Genomic DNA, 15,745 nt, shown 5'->3' with positions numbered 1-15,745 from the left:
AAGCCATTAACAGGGCAGGCATCGTTCACCCTGGAAAAAATTATGAAAGCCATAACAACCTCCATCGCAGCATTATTCCTCCTGACGGGGTGCGATAATGCACAAACATCTGCTCCTCAACATCCCCTCCCGCAAGTGGGGATTGTTACGCTCCTGAGCCAACCCGTTTCCGTGGTCAGTGAACTGACCGGACGCACCACGGCCGCCATGAGCGCGGAAGTGCGTCCTCAGGTGGGCGGCATTATTCAGAAACGGCTCTTTACCGAAGGCGATACCGTGCAAGCCGGACAGGCGCTGTATCAAATTGATCCTTCCAGCTACCGCGCCGCCTACGATGAAGCCGCCGCGGCCCTGAAACAGGCGCAGGCGCTGGTGCAGGCCGATTGCCAGAAAGCTCAACGCTATACACAACTGGTGAAAGACGACGGCGTATCGCGTCAGGATGCCGAAGATGCAAAGTCCACCTGCGCGCAGGACAAGGCCAGCGTGGAGTCGAAAAAAGCAGCCCAGGAAAGCGCGCGCATTAACCTCAACTGGACCACGGTGACCGCCCCGATTGCCGGACGTATTGGCATCTCTTCGGTCACCCCCGGCGCACTGGTCACTGCCCAGCAAGAGACCGCGCTCGCCACCATTCGCGGCCTGGACAATATGTACGTCGATTTAACCCGCTCCAGCGCCGATCTTCTGCGATTACGCAAACAAACGCTTGCCAGCAACAGCGAGACATTGAGCGTGTCGTTGATCCTTGAAGATGGCAGCACCTATCAGGAAAAAGGCCGTCTGGCCCTGACTGAAGTGGCAGTGGACGAATCCACCGGGTCGGTCACACTGCGCGCCGTCTTCCCCAACCCGCAGCATCAGCTTCTGCCCGGGATGTTTGTTCGCGCCAGAGTGGATGAAGGGGTAATGAGCGAGGCCATCCTCGCCCCGCAGCAGGGAATTACCCGTGATGCCAAAGGCAACGCCACCGCGCTGGTGGTGGGGGCCGGCAATAAGGTGGAACAACGTCAGCTGGAAACGGGTGACACCTACGGCGACAAATGGCTGGTGCTGAGTGGACTGAAGGCTGGCGATAAGCTGATTGTGGAAGGCACCGATAAAGTGACCGCCGGTCAGCAAGTTAACGCCGAAGAGATGAAAACCGCGGGAGGAAACGCCTGATGTTTTCCCGCTTCTTCGTGCGTCGCCCGGTTTTTGCCTGGGTGATTGCTATTCTGATTATGCTCGCCGGGGTGCTGGCAATCCGTACCCTGCCCGTCGCGCAGTATCCCGACGTCGCCCCGCCGTCGATAAAAATCTCTGCCACCTACACTGGCGCGTCGGCACAGACTCTGGAAAACAGCGTCACCCAGGTCATTGAGCAACAGCTGACCGGGCTGGATAACCTGCTCTATTTTACCTCCACCAGCAGTTCGGACGGCTCGGTAAGCATCACCGTCACGTTCGAACAGGGAACTGACCCGGATACCGCGCAGGTTCAGGTGCAGAACAAAGTTCAGCAGGCCGAGTCGCGCTTGCCGACCGAGGTACAGCAGGCCGGCATTACGGTGCAAAAATCGCAGAGTAACTTCCTGCTGATCATGGGCGTGTACGATAAAACCGACCACGCCAGCAGTTCGGATATCGCCGACTGGCTGGTGAGTAATATGCAGGATCCGCTGGCACGCGTAGAGGGCGTCGGCAGCCTGCAGGTGTTTGGTGCGGAATACGCCATGCGCATCTGGCTTGACCCGGCAAAGCTGGCGTCGTACTCGCTGATGCCATCCGACGTTCAGAGCGCCATTGAAGCGCAGAACGTGCAGGTTTCCGCCGGTAAAATCGGCGCTTTACCCGCGTCCGGTACCCAGCAGTTGACCGCCACCGTGCGTGCCCAGTCGCGCCTGCAGACGGTCGATCAGTTTAAAAATATCATCGTTAAGAGCCAGTCCAGCGGCGCAGTGGTGCGTATCGGCGACGTGGCGCGCGTGGAGATGGGCAGCGAGGATTACACGGCTACCGCCAGGCTGAATGGCCACCCGGCAGCCGGTATGGCGGTGATGCTCTCGCCGGGCGCGAATGCGCTCAATACCGCCACCGCGGTGAAAGATAAAATTGCCGAATTCAAACGGGCAATGCCGGAAGGCTATGATGTGGCCTATCCGAAAGACAGCACCGAGTTCATTAAGATCTCGGTGGAAGATGTGATTCAGACGCTGTTTGAGGCCATTATCCTCGTAGTAGTGGTGATGTATCTGTTTCTGCAGAACATTCGCGCCACGCTCATCCCCGCGCTGGCGGTGCCGGTGGTTCTGTTAGGCACCTTTGGTGTGCTGGCGCTGTTCGGTTATTCCATCAATACCCTGACACTGTTTGCGATGGTGCTGGCGATAGGTCTGCTGGTCGATGACGCCATCGTGGTAGTGGAAAACGTCGAGCGCATTATGCGCGATGAAGGTCTGCCCGCCCGCGAAGCCACCGAAAAATCGATGGGCGAAATTTCCGGTGCGCTGGTCGCCATTGCGCTGGTGCTTTCCGCCGTGTTTCTGCCGATGGCCTTCTTCGGCGGCTCAACCGGCGTCATCTACCGCCAGTTTTCGGTCACCATTATCTCAGCGATGATCCTCTCGGTGGTGGTGGCGCTGACCCTGACACCCGCGCTCTGCGGCTCGGTACTGCGCCATACGCCTCCTCACAAAAAAGGGTTTTTCGGCGCGTTTAACCGCTTCTACAGTAAGACCGAGCATGGCTATCAGAATAAAGTCCTGCGCGCGCTGCGCCGCTCCGCGGGCATGCTGGTGGTCTACGCCCTGCTCTGTGGCGCGATGGCCGTGGCAATGCTGAAGCTGCCCGGCAGCTTCCTGCCCACGGAGGACCAGGGTGAAATCATGGTGCAGTACACCCTGCCTGCCGGTGCGACAGCGGTACGTACCGCGGAGATCAGTCGTCAGGTTCGCGAGTGGTTCCTCACTAAAGAGAAAGCCAACACCGATGTGATTTTTACGGTCGAGGGCTTTAGCTTTAGCGGCAGCGGCCAGAATGCCGGGATGGCGTTTGTCTCCCTGAAAAACTGGTCCGAGCGTAAAGGCGACGAGAACACCGCTCAGGCGATTGCCCTGCGCGCCACTCAGGAACTCGGCTCCCTTCGCGATGCCACCGTCTTTGCCATGACGCCCCCGGCCGTAGACGGCCTCGGCCAGAGCAACGGTTTTACCTTCGAGCTCATGGCCAGCGGTAGCACCGATCGCGACACTTTGCTGAAGATGCGTAATCAGCTCATCGGCCAGGCGAATCAGGACACCTCCCTGCATGCCGTTCGCGCCAATGATTTGCCGCAGATGCCGCAGCTGCAGGTGGATATCGACAACAACAAAGCCGTATCGCTGGGGCTTTCCCTGAGCGACGTCACCGATACCCTCTCCAGCGCCTGGGGTGGAACCTACGTGAATGACTTTATCGATCGGGGCCGCGTGAAAAAGGTCTACATCCAGGGAGACAGCGATTACCGCGCCGTGCCTTCCGACCTCAACAAATGGTACGTACGCGGCAGCGACAGCACCATGACACCGTTCTCCGCGTTCGCCACTACGCGCTGGGAATATGGCCCGGAGAGTCTGGTGCGCTACAACGGCTCGGCGGCCTATGAAATTCAGGGCGAGAACGCCAGTGGTGCCAGCTCCGGTACGGCGATGACCCGGATGGAACAGCTGGCGAACAACCTGCCGGCCGGCACAACCTGGGCGTGGAGCGGGTTGTCGTTACAGGAGAAACTGGCGAGCGGTCAGGCAATGAGCTTGTATGCCCTCTCCATCCTGGTGGTATTCCTGTGCCTGGCCGCGCTGTATGAGAGCTGGTCGGTGCCGATTTCAGTCATTCTGGTGATCCCGCTTGGGGTGCTGGGTGCGGCGCTGGCCGCCTCGCTGCGCGGGCTGAGCAACGACGTCTATTTCCAGGTGGCGCTGCTGACCACCATCGGCCTGTCGTCGAAAAACGCCATTTTGATCGTTGAGTTTGCGGAGGCGAAAGTCGCGGAAGGTTACTCCCTGACGCGTGCCGCGCTGCGTGCGGCTCAGACGCGACTGCGTCCGATCATCATGACGTCGCTTGCGTTTATCGCCGGGGTAACACCGCTGGCCGTCGCCACCGGTGCAGGCGCCAACAGCCGCGTGGCGATTGGGACCGGCATCATCGGCGGGACGCTCGCGGCAACGCTGCTGGCCATCTTCTTTGTTCCATTATTCTTCGTACTGGTGAAACGTCTCTTCTCCGGTAAGCACGCAAACCGGAGGTCATAATGTTTCGTGTATCTGTTTTAGTGTTAGCGCTGCTGAGCGCAGGCTGTGTTTCGTTAGACCCTACCTACCAGCGTCCTGACGCGCCCGTCCCGGCCACGTTGCCGGGCACCCACGGCGAAGCCACCGCCGTGGTCAGCCAGTGGCAGCAGGTGATGAACGATCACCGCCTGAACAGGGTGGTAACAATGGCACTCACCGGCAACCGCGATGTGCAAAAAGCGATTGCTGATATCGACGCCGCCCGCGCCCAGTATGGTGAGACGCGCTCGTCTCTGTTCCCGTCGGTGGATGCCAGCCTGAGCCATACCCGCAGCCGCACGCTGGCCAGCGGCGTGAGCACCAGCGATGAGGCTAACGGCACCGTCTCCAGCTTCGAGCTGGATCTGTTTGGTCGTAACCAGAGCCTCTCGCGCGCCGCGCGTGAAACCTGGCTTGCCAGCGAGTTCACGGCGCAGAACACGCGCCTGACAATGGTCAGCGAGCTGACCACCGCCTGGATTACTCTGGCGGCAGATAACAGCAATCTGGCGCTGGCAAAATCCACTCAGGAGAGCGCAGCGAACTCGCTCAAGATTGTGCAGCGTCAGCAGGACGTCGGGGTCGCCGCCGCAACGGATGTCAGCGAAGCAATGGCGGTTTATCAGCAGGCCCGCGCCAGCGTCGCCAGCTATCAGACGCTGGTGATGCAGGACAAAAACGCCCTGAATTTGCTGGCGGGCGAGACGGTACCGGAAAACCTGCTACCCGGTACGCTGGAGAGCCTGAGCGATAACGCCATCACCCTGATCCCGGCGGGCGTTAGCTCCGCCACACTGCTGCGTCGCCCGGATATTCAGGAGGCTGAACATAACCTGTTGAGCGCGAATGCCAACATCGGTGCTGCGCGCGCCAACTTCTTCCCGACGATGTCGCTTACCGCCAGCGCCGGGGTCGGCAGCGATTCGCTCTCGTCATTGTTCAGCCACGGCATGAAGGTCTGGTCGTTCGCGCCGTCCATCTCCCTGCCGCTGTTCAGCGGCGGCAATAACATGGCGCAACTGCGCTATGCCGAAGCGGAGAAAAAAGGGCTGATTGCCACCTATGAGAAAACCATCCAGAGCGCGTTCAAAGATGTAGCCGATGCGCTGGCGCGCCGCGAAACCCTGAGTGAAGAGCTTGATGCCCAACGTGAATACGTGGCGGCAGAGCAAAAAACGCTGGATGTGGCAACGCGCAGATATCAGGTGGGGGCGGGTGATTACCTGACCGTTCTCACCGCGCAGCGCGCCCTGTGGTCGGCACGGGCATCATTGATTACCCTGCAGCAGACCGACTTTGAAAACCGTATTACGCTGTGGCAGTCGCTGGGCGGAGGGATTCAATAACCGCCGGTGCCGGTCCGGGTGCAGGGTTCTCATACGCAGGAAGACAAAAATTCATACTTTCGGCTGGCGTCGCTACACTGAATGTAACGATATATTTCATGGGAAGCCTGTGACGTCTAAAGGGGATTTTGATGAAAGCTGCACACCTGGTTTGCCTGCTCGTTTGTCTGCTCTTCGCCGCGTTTGTCCATGCCCAGGAAAAAGACGATCCCGTGAAAGAGGCCCAGATAAAGCAGCAGATCCTTAAAGATGTGAAGAAGGCCTGCACGCCCCAGAAAAAGCAGAGCGATAAAGCCTGGCAGGCGATGATTTTGTCGTCTGAGGCCAATCAACTGTTGATCAAAAACGCCATCACGGCCGTGAAGCGCGACAATCTGGATGCTTACTGGGACGCGGTCAGTCAGGTAGATTGTATGGAAGATTATTAAGCGTGAAGCCGGGCTTCACGCTTTTTTTTAGCGCTTTCGTACATCCGGAATAATCAAATCCCCGCGCAGAACATAGGACCCCAGCATCTGCGTTTTCTCCGTCAGCCAGCCCACAATACGTGCCGCCATAGCATCCATTGAGTATTCAATGGCCGGGATCACCGGGATACCCGGCAGATGCAGCGATCCGGCAAGGCTAAAGACCATAATGTCGTCCGGTACGGATTTATTAAACGCCTGCAGCTGCGGGATCACCCGCTGAGCTTCCTGTTCGTCCGCCACCAGCAGCGCGTTAAAATTCAGCGTGCTCGCATTGTTAAGCAACTCCTGCAGCGCAACGGATGAGGAGGTGGCATCCATAAAGACGAGGTTGCGATTAAAGGGCAGGAAATTTTTCTCCAGCGCGTGTTTATAGCCCAGCAACACCTGGTCGGCGAAACCGCTGCCTTGCGGATGGATCAGGGCTATCTGGCGTCGCCCCTGGCTGGTCAGATAGTTACAGGCGGTTTCGGCGGCAAAGGCGTGATCGAACTGGATGCTGTTGGAATTATCGGACTCCATACAGTCAACGAGAATGACATTGTCCATCTCGACGTCCAGCGGGAAACGCGCGCCAATCACCAGGATGTCATCACATAACCCACAGGAAAGTTCTTCCAGGGCGTGCATCACTTCCGCTTTGGTATGCGCGAAGCGCAACAGCAGATGTTTTTGATGCTGGCTGAGGTGCTTTTCCAGCGCGTAAAGATAACCGGTGGTCTGGTTAATATTCTCCTGCGCGCAAATCACCCCAATACACCCCGTCGACTGGCTCAGCAGCGACTGCGCAATCACATTGGGCCGGTAGTTCAGTTCATCAACCGCTTTTAAAACGGCCTGGCGGCTGGCTTCCTTTACGCCACGCGACCCACTCAACACTCGCGATACCGTGGCTTTAGACACCCCGGCAAGACGTGATACATCATTGATTGTCGACATCTCTTTCCCCTGGCAGGCTTACTTCGCACCTGCAAATTCCATCACCGCTACGGCTCATATTATAGCCAGAATGGAGTATATCCTTTTCCGTTTTTCATGGAAACCGATTTTCCATTTCAACTCAAAATGATGTCAAAACGCGCAAATTATGTGACATGCATCTGGTTAATTAGCGTCATAAGTAGTGGATCTTGATGGTTGTCACACTTCTGTCTTTTATAAATGGAAACCGGTTTCCGTATAATGTCCAATCATCCTCGCAATAACTTTTTACATTTAGAGGATGGTTGTCGATGTTCAAGATTATGCTGTGTTGCTCTGCCGGGATGTCCACCAGCCTGCTGGTCAGCAAAATGGTCGATGTCGCGAAAGAGCGCGGGTTGCCGGTAAAAATAGACGCGTATGGCGTTTCCGAATTTGATACGCAGTTTCCGCAGTACCAGGTTGTCCTTCTCGGACCCCAGGTGAAGTACATGTTACAGACACTCTCAGACAAGGCGGCTACAAAGGGCATCCCGGTCCAACCCATCGACATGATGGATTACGGTATGCAACGTGGCGATAAAGTACTGGACTATGCTCTGTCGCTCATCGAAGCGACACACTAAAAGGTGTTCACATGAGTTCGTTATATCAATCAATGGTCGCGGTTATTGAGCAGTCAATTACCCCGCTGGCCGCGAAGCTCGGCCAGCAAAAGTATGTGATTGCCATCCGCGACGGCTTTACCGCCGCGCTGCCGTTTATGATCATCGGCTCGTTTATGCTGGTGTTCATCTTCCCGCCCTTCTCCGCGGATACGACAAACAGCTTTGCCCGCGGCTGGCTGGATTTCTCCCAGACTTACCGTGAACAGCTGATGCTGCCGTTCAACCTCAGCATGGGCGTGATGACGTTCTTCATTTCGGTGGGGATTGGTGCAAGCCTGGGGCGTCAGTTTAACCTCGATCCGGTGATGTCCGGTCTGCTGGCCTTTATGGCCTTCCTGCTGGTGGCAGCTCCGTATGCCGACGGCAAGATCTCGACCCAGTACCTCTCCGGCCAGGGGATTTTCACCGCGCTGATCACCGCCATCTACTCCACCCGCGTGTATGCGTGGCTGAAGCAGAACAACGTGACCATCCGTCTGCCGAAAGAAGTGCCGACCGGTGTGGCGCGTTCGTTTGAGATCCTGATCCCGGTCATGGTGGTGATCGGTACCCTGCACCCGCTGAACCTGTTTATCGAAGCACAAACCGGGATGATTATCCCGCAGGCGATTATGCACCTGCTGGAACCGCTGGTCTCTGCGTCTGACTCCCTGCCTGCCATTCTGCTCTCCGTGCTGCTGTGCCAGATCTTCTGGTTTGCCGGTATCCACGGCTCGCTGATTGTCACCGGCATCATGAACCCGTTCTGGATGGCCAACCTGTCCGCAAACCAGGCGGCACTGGCGGCTGGCGCGGCGCTGCCACACGTTTACCTGCAGGGTTTCTGGGACCACTACCTGCTGATTGGCGGCGTCGGCTCCACGCTTCCGCTGGCCTTCCTGCTGCTGCGCAGCCGCGTCACACACCTGCGCACCATCGGCAAAATGGGCGTTGTGCCCAGCTTCTTTAACATCAACGAACCGATTCTGTTCGGCGCGCCAATCATCATGAACCCAATGCTGTTTATCCCGTTCGTGTTTGTTCCGCTGGTGAACGCCTGCCTGGCGTACGGCGCCACCAAAATGGGCTGGCTGGCACAGGTGGTGTCGTTAACCCCGTGGACGACCCCGGCCCCTATTGGCGCATCGTGGGCGGCAAACTGGGCGTTGAGCCCGGTGGTGATGTGTCTGGTGTGTATGGTGATGTCAGCGCTGATGTACCTGCCGTTCCTGCGTGCTTACGAGCGTACGTTGATGAAAAACGAAGAGCAGAAAGCCCAGGCAACCGTCGGTGCCGCTGAAACAGCAAGTCATTAAGTCAAAGAGGAAAGGTCATGAAATACGCATTTCCCGATAATTTCTGGTGGGGCAGCGCAAGCTCCGCCCTCCAGACCGAAGGGACACGAGAGGGTGAAACCACCTGGGATTACTGGTTTGCCCGCGAGCCAAACCGTTTTCATAATGGCGTGGGACCGCAGCACACCTCCACGTTTTATCAACACTGGAAAACGGACATTCAGCTGTTAAAGCAGCTGAACCACAACAGCTTTCGCACCTCGATTAGCTGGGCGCGCCTGATCCCCGACGGTATCGGTGAAGTGAACCCGGAAGCGGTCGATTTTTATCATCAGGTCATTGATGAGCTGATTGAACAGGGTATTACCCCGTTTATCACCCTGTTCCACTTCGACATGCCGATGGCGATGCAGGAGATTGGCGGCTGGGAAAACCGCAACGTGGTGGACGCTTACGCCCGTTATGCGCAGATTTGCTTCGATCTGTTTGGCGATCGCGTGCTGCACTGGTTTACCTTCAACGAGCCGATTGTGCCGGTGGAAGGCGGCTATCTGTACGATTTCCACTATCCCAACGAGGTGGATTTCCGTCGTGCGGCCACCGTGGCGTATCACACCGTGCTGGCGCATGCGCAGGCGGTACGCGCTTACCGTGCCGGGCACTACGCCGGGGAGATCGGTATCGTACTGAACCTGACGCCGTCCTATCCGCGCTCGCAAAACCCGGCTGACGTCAAAGCGGCACACATTGCGGACCTGATGTTTAACCGCAGCTTCCTTGACCCCGTCCTGCGCGGCGAATACCCGGCGGATCTGGTGGCGTTGCTGAAATCTTACGATCAGCTCCCCGCCTGCAAACCGGAAGACAGTTTCCTGATTGCGGAAGGAAAAATCGACCTGCTCGGCATTAACTATTATCAGCCGCGTCGCGTGAAATGCCGTGACAGTGCGGTGAACCCACAGGCCCCGTTTATGCCGGAGTGGTTCTTTGATAATTACGAAATGCCTGGCCGCAAGATGAATCCATACCGTGGCTGGGAAATTTATGAGCCGGGTATTTACGATATTCTGATTAACCTGCGCGACAATTACGGTAACCCACGCTGTTTTATTTCTGAGAACGGTATGGGTGTCGAAAATGAACAGCGCTTTATTGAGAATGGTCAGATAAACGATCAATACCGCATCGATTTTATTTCCGAACATTTGGCCTGGCTGCATAAAGGTATTAGCGAAGGGTGCCAGTGTCTTGGCTACCATATGTGGACCTTTATTGATAACTGGTCGTGGTGTAATGCGTATAAAAATCGCTACGGATTTATCCAGCTCGATTTAACTACCCAGCAGCGCACCATCAAGAAAAGCGGCGAGTGGTTTGCCGCCACCGCATTAAATAACAGTTTTGACAGAGAGTCAGTGTAATGATCGCATTAGAAGAAGCCGTAATGGAAATTATCGTCAACGCCGGTCAGTCGCGTAGCCTGTGCTTTGAAGCCCTGCACGCGGCGCGTCAGGGCAACCTTGACGAAGCCAAAAGCCTGCTGCGCGAAGCCGATGGCTACGCGCGCCAGGCGCACAAAATGCAGACCAAACTGATCGAACAGGATGCGGGCGAAGCCCGCCAGCCGATGACCTTAATAATGGTTCACGCGCAGGATCATTTAATGAATTCCCTGCTGGCACGTGAATTATCCGAAGAAATAATCCATTTATATCAGAGATAATGTATGGCGAAAAAACGTTAATGTAATCACTCTGTACCTAAAATAGAAATCCACTTGTTCTGATGATAGCGACAAACTCTGTCAGATCGGAGCGGGATGGTTATTGTCTGAATAAAATTAAACTATATTGAGATAACCATGAATTATATTAAAAAACTTCCATTAACCATGGCGGTTGTCGCCGCGCTTTGCCCAATTTCTGTACTCGCACAAGAATTTACGCAAGAGCAAATCGACGCCATCGTGGCGAAAGCGGTAGACAAAGCGCTGGCCGAACGGCAGGCCAAAATGGACGCCGCCGTCGCGAAAAAAGCGGACGTGGTCACCGAACCGCAAAGCGCGGCGCAATCACCGGACCTCGCGATTCCGTTTGGGGTTAAATTTACCGGCTATGCCCGCTACGGCGCGCACTTCCAGGCAGCCGATCAGAAATACGTGGCGGTAGACGGTTCCTATAACGGCGCATCCGCAATCGGTCGTCTGGGTAACGAAGGCAACGGCGGTGAATTCCAGCTCTCCAAAGCCTTCAAGGGCGACAACGGTGCCATCTGGGACATCAACGTGATGATCGACCACTGGGGCGACGAGGTTAACCTGAAAAAAGCCTATGCCGGTGTGACCAACATTATGGCCTCCAACCCGAACGCCTATTTCTGGGCCGGCCGTGACTTCCACCAGCGTCCACAGCAGGGTATCAACGATTACTTCTGGATGAACCACGACGGCCAGGGTGCCGGGGTGAAGAACTTCGACATCGGCGGCGTGCAGTTTGACGTTGCCGCGGTGGCCGCGGTGGAATCCTGTAGCCCGGAAGTGATGGAAGATGAGGCGAACCCGTCGCGCATTACCTGTACCGGCGGTTCCGGCACGGGCGACAAGGGTAACTACGCTGTGACCTCAAAAATCCACGGCATGAAAGTCGGCCCGCTGGATCTGGAGCTGTACGCGAACTACGGTTTTGACTCCAAAGCCATTGAGAGTGAAGAGCGTCTGAAGGCCTGGCAGGGCGGCGTGGTGCTGAGCCACACCAACGACAGCGGCGTGAATAAGGTGATTGCCCGTTATTCTGATAACGCGGATAACAGCGTATTCAACAAAACCGAGGATCTGACGACGGTCTACGCCAGCTTCGAAGGGCTGTACAAATTCACCCAGGCCACGCAGGTGGAGTACATCCTCGCCTTCCACGACTACGACAACAGCCGCGATAAAACCGACAACCGTAAGAACTACAACGCCATCGTGCGTCCGATGCACTGGTGGAACGACGTTCACTCCACCTGGCTGGAAGCAGGCTGGCAGCACGTGGATTACGACAATGGCGGTGATAACAAAGGCTGGAAGCTGACCCTGTCGCAGAACATGTCTATCGCCATGGGGCCAGAGTTCCGCCCAATGCTACGCTTCTACGTGACCGGCGGCAAAGTGGATAACGAACGCACCGCCCGTGTGAACGGTACAAAAGATGAGACGCTGGATGATTTCAACGTCGGCGCGATGTGGGAAGCGTGGTTCTAAGCAAGGTAAAAGCAAAACGGCAACGCACGTTGCCGTTTTTCGTGTTTGCCCCCTCACCCCGTGGGAGAGGGCCGGGGTGAGGGCATCAGGCCACACCCCACCCGGCAAGACCCATGTTATGCTACACAAAAACCAACATAACAGGGGAGAACATGGGTTCCACACGTAAAGGAATGCTCAACGTTCTGATCGCCGCCGTTTTATGGGGCAGCTCAGGGGTTTGCGCGCAGTACATCATGGAGAAAAGCCAGATCTCGTCCCCTTACCTGACGATGATTCGCCTGCTGTTTACCGGCGTCATCTTGCTGACCCTCTCCTTCGTGCATGGCGACAAGATTTTCTCAGTCATCAAACATCGTAAAGACGCCCTCAGCCTGCTGTTTTTCTCGCTGGTTGGTGCGCTCACCGTCCAGCTCACCTTCCTGCTGACGATTGAAAAATCCAACGCGGCGACGGCCACCGTGCTGCAGTTTCTCTCGCCAACGATCATCGTCGCGTGGTTCGCGCTGGCGAGGAAAAAACGTCCCGGCGTGTTTGTTTTATCCGCCATTTTGACGTCACTTGTCGGCACTTTCCTGCTGGTCACCCACGGCGATCCAACCTCGCTCTCCATCTCCCCTGCCGCCCTGTTCTTCGGTATCGCCTCGGCCTTTGCCGCCGCGTTTTATACAACCTACCCGTCGACGCTTATCGCCCGCTACGGCACGCTGCCGATTGTTGGCTGGAGTATGTTAATCGCGGGGGTCGTGCTGACGCCGTTCTACGCCGGACGCGGGACCACCTTCGTGATTGATGGCAGCCTGCTGCTGGCGTTTTTCTATCTGGTGGTGATTGGCACGGCGCTGACGTTCAGCCTGTATCTGAAAGGCGCGCAGATGATTGGCGGGCCGAAGGCGAGCATTCTGAGCTGTGCCGAGCCGCTGAGCAGCGCCCTGCTGTCGGTGATTTTGCTTGGGGTGGCGTTTACGCTGCCGGACTGGCTGGGCACGCTGTTGATTGTGTCGTCGGTGGTGCTGATTTCGATGGATTCGAGAAGACGGGTTCAGACATCGGCGTAGCCTGATGCCCTCACCCCATCCCTCTCCCACGGGAGAGGGAGAAAAGCATTACTTCGCCTTAACCTTCCCCGCCACCAGCAGCGCGGTCAGCAGCATCAGCGTACCGGAAATCACCAGCGGTGACGTCAGCCCCAGATGGTCCAGCGCAACGCCGCCGATCGCCGCACCGCAGGTGTTCGCCAGCTGGATCACCGCGACCTGAATCGACCCGGCTTTTTCCGCCTGATCGGCGAGCGAGCGGGTGATCCACGTCGACCAGCCCACCGGCACCAGCGCAAAAGCAAAGCCCCAGATAATCGCAATCGCCGACGCAACCCACTTATCGCTGCCCCACAGCACCAACACCGCAGCGCTAATTGCCAGCACCAGCGGCGCGCCCGCCAGCGCCACTTTCAGGGAACGCTTCAGGAACGCGGACGACAGCGAGGTGCCGACAAAGCTGGCGATACCGAAGCTCAGGAGCACCAGCGTCAGGCCATCCACATCAAACCCGGCCATGTTCATGAATACCGGGCGGATATAGGTGAAAAAGGCAAACTGTCCGGCAAATGCCATAAAGATGGCGGTCATCCCCGCCAGCACGCCCGGGCGCTTCAGCAGGCTGAACATATTCTGTTTATGGTGTGCCGCTTCCCCCGGTAAGGACGGCAGCGCTTTCCAGACCCAGAGAATGCAAAGCACCCCCATCACCGCGGCAGCGTTAAAGACGTTACGCCAGCCGATGATCCCGCCAAGGAAACTGCCCAACGGCGCAGCAATGACCAGCGCAATCGAAACAGCACCAAAGATCACGGAGAGGGCTTTCGGCACGGTGCGCGCGGGAACCAGACGCATGGTGAGCGAGGCCGACATTGCCCAGAAGCCACCTAATCCCAACCCCAGGCAGGCGCGACCCAGCAGCAGCAGGGTGAAGTTATTGGCAAAAGAGACCAGCAGGCAGGAGAGCGTCAGCAGCACGCTGAACAGAATGACCACTTTACGGCGGTCGATGGTGCCGATCACCTGGGTAATAAACAGGCTCGCGAACATCGCCACAAAGGCGGTCACGGTGACGGACTGCCCCGCCACCCCTTCGGAAATGCCCAGATCCTGCGCCATCGGCGTCAGCAGGCTCACCGGCAGAAACTCAACGGTAATCAGGCAGGCAACGCAAAATGCCACGGAGAAAACCGCCGACCAGTTGGGGCGAGTGACCTCCTGGGTCTGCGGTCTGGGTGTGGGCTGAATGTGTTCTGTCATGGCGTCACCTGAAGATAAAAACGTGCGGAAAAGTCGCGCAGTTTATCATCAAAAGTGTGACGGATTTAACGATTTGACAACTTTTGTCGTTTTTAATGAGCCTGGAGAGAGCGCGTCGTCGACTGATACCTTTTCTGCATAACGAAAATGAAAATTCAGTATCCACATTTGAGGTGAAACAATCATAGCGTCTGAAAAGGAGAAACTATGAAAACACGTAATTTATCTCAAAATCTTACCGTCAGTGCCGTCGGTTACGGTGCCATGGGGCTGAGTGAATTTTATGGCCAGACTGATGACAACGCCTCGCTGCGGGTATTGCATAGCCTCATCGATCTGAACGTGACGTTTATTGATACCGCAAATTTATATGGTCGTGGTCATAATGAAAGACTAATCGGTCATTTTCTTGCCGGGCTGGATAAAAGCACTCGCGAGCAGTTCAAAATAGCCACGAAATGCGGCATCGATCGCTCTCCCGACGAGTCTTATGCCCGCACCATCAACAATACGCCTGACTATATCATCCGCTGCTGTAATGAGTCCCTCAAGCGGCTTGGCGTGGAGCGAATCGACCTCTTTTATCTACACAGACTGAGTAACACCACCCCGGTCGAAGAGAGTATGGATTGTCTGCGCACCCTTGTGAAAGAGGGCAAGATCAACCACATAGGCCTTTGCGAAGTGTCGGCGTCAACGCTGCAACGGGCCCATGCGGTACATCCGGTCACCGCGCTGCAAACGGAATATTCTCTGTGGACACGCGATATCGAGGAAAGCATTCTGCCGGTCGTGAAAGCGTTAGGCATTGGTCTGGTGCCCTACTCGCCTCTTGGCAGAGGCTTCCTGACGGGAAAATACCTGAACAATAGCGAATTTGCAGAGGGTGATTTCCGTAAAAATAACGAGCGCTTTATGCAGTCCAGCCTCGATCATAATCGCCAGCTGCTCGATGTCATCCACCCGCTGGCGGCGAAATACGGCTGTACCGCGGGTCAGATTGCCCTTGCCTGGCTGTTAGCGCAATACGATCGGCTGGTTCCCATCCCGGGCACTAAGCACACCGGCTATCTGGCCGAGAACGCGCGCGCTGCCAACATTGAGCTTGAGAAGAGCGATATTGAATCATTGAACAACCTGCATCGCCGGATAGCGATTAAAGGCGATCGCTATTCTGCCGAGGGTATGAAGGGCGTGAACGCCTGATACCTCATCAAGAAAATAAAAAAACCGGGTTTT

General features: G+C 56.5%; 13 protein-coding genes. 11 read left to right on the top strand and 2 right to left on the bottom strand.

Annotated features, from left to right (window positions below; all coding sequences use genetic code 11):
- Window positions 1–42: 42 nt before the first annotated feature.
- From HV242_RS00295 to HV242_RS00280, 4 genes are all read left to right on the top strand, one after another.
- A complete protein-coding gene (locus tag HV242_RS00295; RefSeq protein WP_032679304.1) occupies window positions 43–1,164 on the top strand; it encodes an efflux RND transporter periplasmic adaptor subunit in 1,122 nt (373 codons plus the stop codon).
- Window positions 1,164–4,274, top strand: a complete 3,111-nt coding sequence (locus HV242_RS00290; RefSeq protein ID WP_047954863.1) for an efflux RND transporter permease subunit — start codon at window positions 1,164–1,166, stop codon at window positions 4,272–4,274. Before HV242_RS00295 ends, HV242_RS00290 begins: the two co-directional genes overlap by 1 nt.
- Entirely contained in the window at window positions 4,274–5,638 is a 1,365-nt protein-coding gene (locus HV242_RS00285) for an efflux transporter outer membrane subunit (protein WP_050737656.1), read from the top strand. Before HV242_RS00290 ends, HV242_RS00285 begins: the two co-directional genes overlap by 1 nt.
- A 131-nt stretch (window positions 5,639–5,769) precedes the next feature.
- On the top strand, window positions 5,770–6,066 hold the full coding sequence (locus HV242_RS00280) for a YicS family protein (protein WP_020882719.1): 297 nt from the start codon (window positions 5,770–5,772) through the stop codon (window positions 6,064–6,066).
- 27 nt (window positions 6,067–6,093) lie between these two features.
- On the opposite strand, the gene HV242_RS00275 is transcribed toward HV242_RS00280, so the two are convergent.
- A complete protein-coding gene (locus tag HV242_RS00275) occupies window positions 6,094–7,044 on the bottom strand; it encodes a LacI family DNA-binding transcriptional regulator (protein ID WP_014168010.1) in 951 nt (316 codons plus the stop codon).
- Between the two features lie 293 nt (window positions 7,045–7,337).
- Here HV242_RS00275 and HV242_RS00270 point away from each other — a divergent pair, with 293 nt between their 5' ends.
- From HV242_RS00270 to HV242_RS00245, 6 genes are all read left to right on the top strand, one after another.
- Entirely contained in the window at window positions 7,338–7,652 is a 315-nt protein-coding gene (locus HV242_RS00270) for a PTS sugar transporter subunit IIB (RefSeq protein WP_050737657.1), read from the top strand.
- A gap of 11 nt (window positions 7,653–7,663) precedes the next feature.
- A complete protein-coding gene (locus tag HV242_RS00265; RefSeq protein WP_014168008.1) occupies window positions 7,664–8,989 on the top strand; it encodes a PTS cellobiose transporter subunit IIC in 1,326 nt (441 codons plus the stop codon).
- A 17-nt stretch (window positions 8,990–9,006) separates the two neighbouring features.
- Window positions 9,007–10,389, top strand: a complete 1,383-nt coding sequence (locus tag HV242_RS00260) for a glycoside hydrolase family 1 protein (protein WP_181616877.1) — start codon at window positions 9,007–9,009, stop codon at window positions 10,387–10,389.
- Entirely contained in the window at window positions 10,389–10,691 is a 303-nt protein-coding gene (locus tag HV242_RS00255; RefSeq protein WP_014168006.1) for a PTS lactose/cellobiose transporter subunit IIA, read from the top strand. Before HV242_RS00260 ends, HV242_RS00255 begins: the two co-directional genes overlap by 1 nt.
- A 138-nt stretch (window positions 10,692–10,829) precedes the next feature.
- Window positions 10,830–12,209: a carbohydrate porin gene (locus HV242_RS00250; RefSeq protein ID WP_050737658.1), complete on the top strand. Its 1,380-nt coding sequence runs from the start codon at window positions 10,830–10,832 to the stop codon at window positions 12,207–12,209.
- 152 nt (window positions 12,210–12,361) lie between these two features.
- Complete coding sequence (locus HV242_RS00245) at window positions 12,362–13,267, top strand: DMT family transporter (RefSeq protein WP_020882723.1); 906 nt, start codon at window positions 12,362–12,364, stop codon at window positions 13,265–13,267.
- Window positions 13,268–13,315: 48 nt separating this feature from the next.
- Here HV242_RS00245 and nepI read toward each other — a convergent pair whose 3' ends face one another.
- Window positions 13,316–14,506, bottom strand: a complete 1,191-nt coding sequence (nepI, locus tag HV242_RS00240) for a purine ribonucleoside efflux pump NepI (protein WP_044865934.1) — start codon at window positions 14,504–14,506, stop codon at window positions 13,316–13,318.
- A 207-nt stretch (window positions 14,507–14,713) separates the two neighbouring features.
- On the opposite strand from nepI, the gene HV242_RS00235 reads away from it, so the two are divergent.
- Window positions 14,714–15,712: an aldo/keto reductase gene (locus tag HV242_RS00235; protein WP_020882725.1), complete on the top strand. Its 999-nt coding sequence runs from the start codon at window positions 14,714–14,716 to the stop codon at window positions 15,710–15,712.
- Window positions 15,713–15,745: the final 33 nt, after the last annotated feature.

The sequence above is a fragment of the Enterobacter sp. RHBSTW-00593 genome (genome assembly GCF_013784105.1).
Taxonomy (GTDB): domain Bacteria; phylum Pseudomonadota; class Gammaproteobacteria; order Enterobacterales; family Enterobacteriaceae; genus Enterobacter; species Enterobacter ludwigii.
The sequence above is the reverse complement of the archived record's forward strand: the minus strand, read 5'-3'. Positions and strand labels throughout refer to the sequence as shown.

Bases quoted from the DNA above. Each gene is read 5' to 3' on its own strand.
- HV242_RS00295 (WP_032679304.1), top strand. From the start codon at position 43: ATGAAAGCCATAACAACCTCCATCGCAGCATTATTCCTCCTGACGGGG.
- HV242_RS00290 (WP_047954863.1), top strand. From the start codon at position 1,164: ATGTTTTCCCGCTTCTTCGTGCGTCGCCCGGTTTTTGCCTGGGTGATT.
- HV242_RS00285 (WP_050737656.1), top strand. From the start codon at position 4,274: ATGTTTCGTGTATCTGTTTTAGTGTTAGCGCTGCTGAGCGCAGGCTGT.
- HV242_RS00280 (WP_020882719.1), top strand. From the start codon at position 5,770: ATGAAAGCTGCACACCTGGTTTGCCTGCTCGTTTGTCTGCTCTTCGCC.
- HV242_RS00275 (WP_014168010.1), bottom strand. From the start codon at position 7,044: ATGTCGACAATCAATGATGTATCACGTCTTGCCGGGGTGTCTAAAGCC.
- HV242_RS00270 (WP_050737657.1), top strand. From the start codon at position 7,338: ATGTTCAAGATTATGCTGTGTTGCTCTGCCGGGATGTCCACCAGCCTG.
- HV242_RS00265 (WP_014168008.1), top strand. From the start codon at position 7,664: ATGAGTTCGTTATATCAATCAATGGTCGCGGTTATTGAGCAGTCAATT.
- HV242_RS00260 (WP_181616877.1), top strand. From the start codon at position 9,007: ATGAAATACGCATTTCCCGATAATTTCTGGTGGGGCAGCGCAAGCTCC.
- HV242_RS00255 (WP_014168006.1), top strand. From the start codon at position 10,389: ATGATCGCATTAGAAGAAGCCGTAATGGAAATTATCGTCAACGCCGGT.
- HV242_RS00250 (WP_050737658.1), top strand. From the start codon at position 10,830: ATGAATTATATTAAAAAACTTCCATTAACCATGGCGGTTGTCGCCGCG.
- HV242_RS00245 (WP_020882723.1), top strand. From the start codon at position 12,362: ATGGGTTCCACACGTAAAGGAATGCTCAACGTTCTGATCGCCGCCGTT.
- nepI (WP_044865934.1), bottom strand. From the start codon at position 14,506: ATGACAGAACACATTCAGCCCACACCCAGACCGCAGACCCAGGAGGTC.
- HV242_RS00235 (WP_020882725.1), top strand. From the start codon at position 14,714: ATGAAAACACGTAATTTATCTCAAAATCTTACCGTCAGTGCCGTCGGT.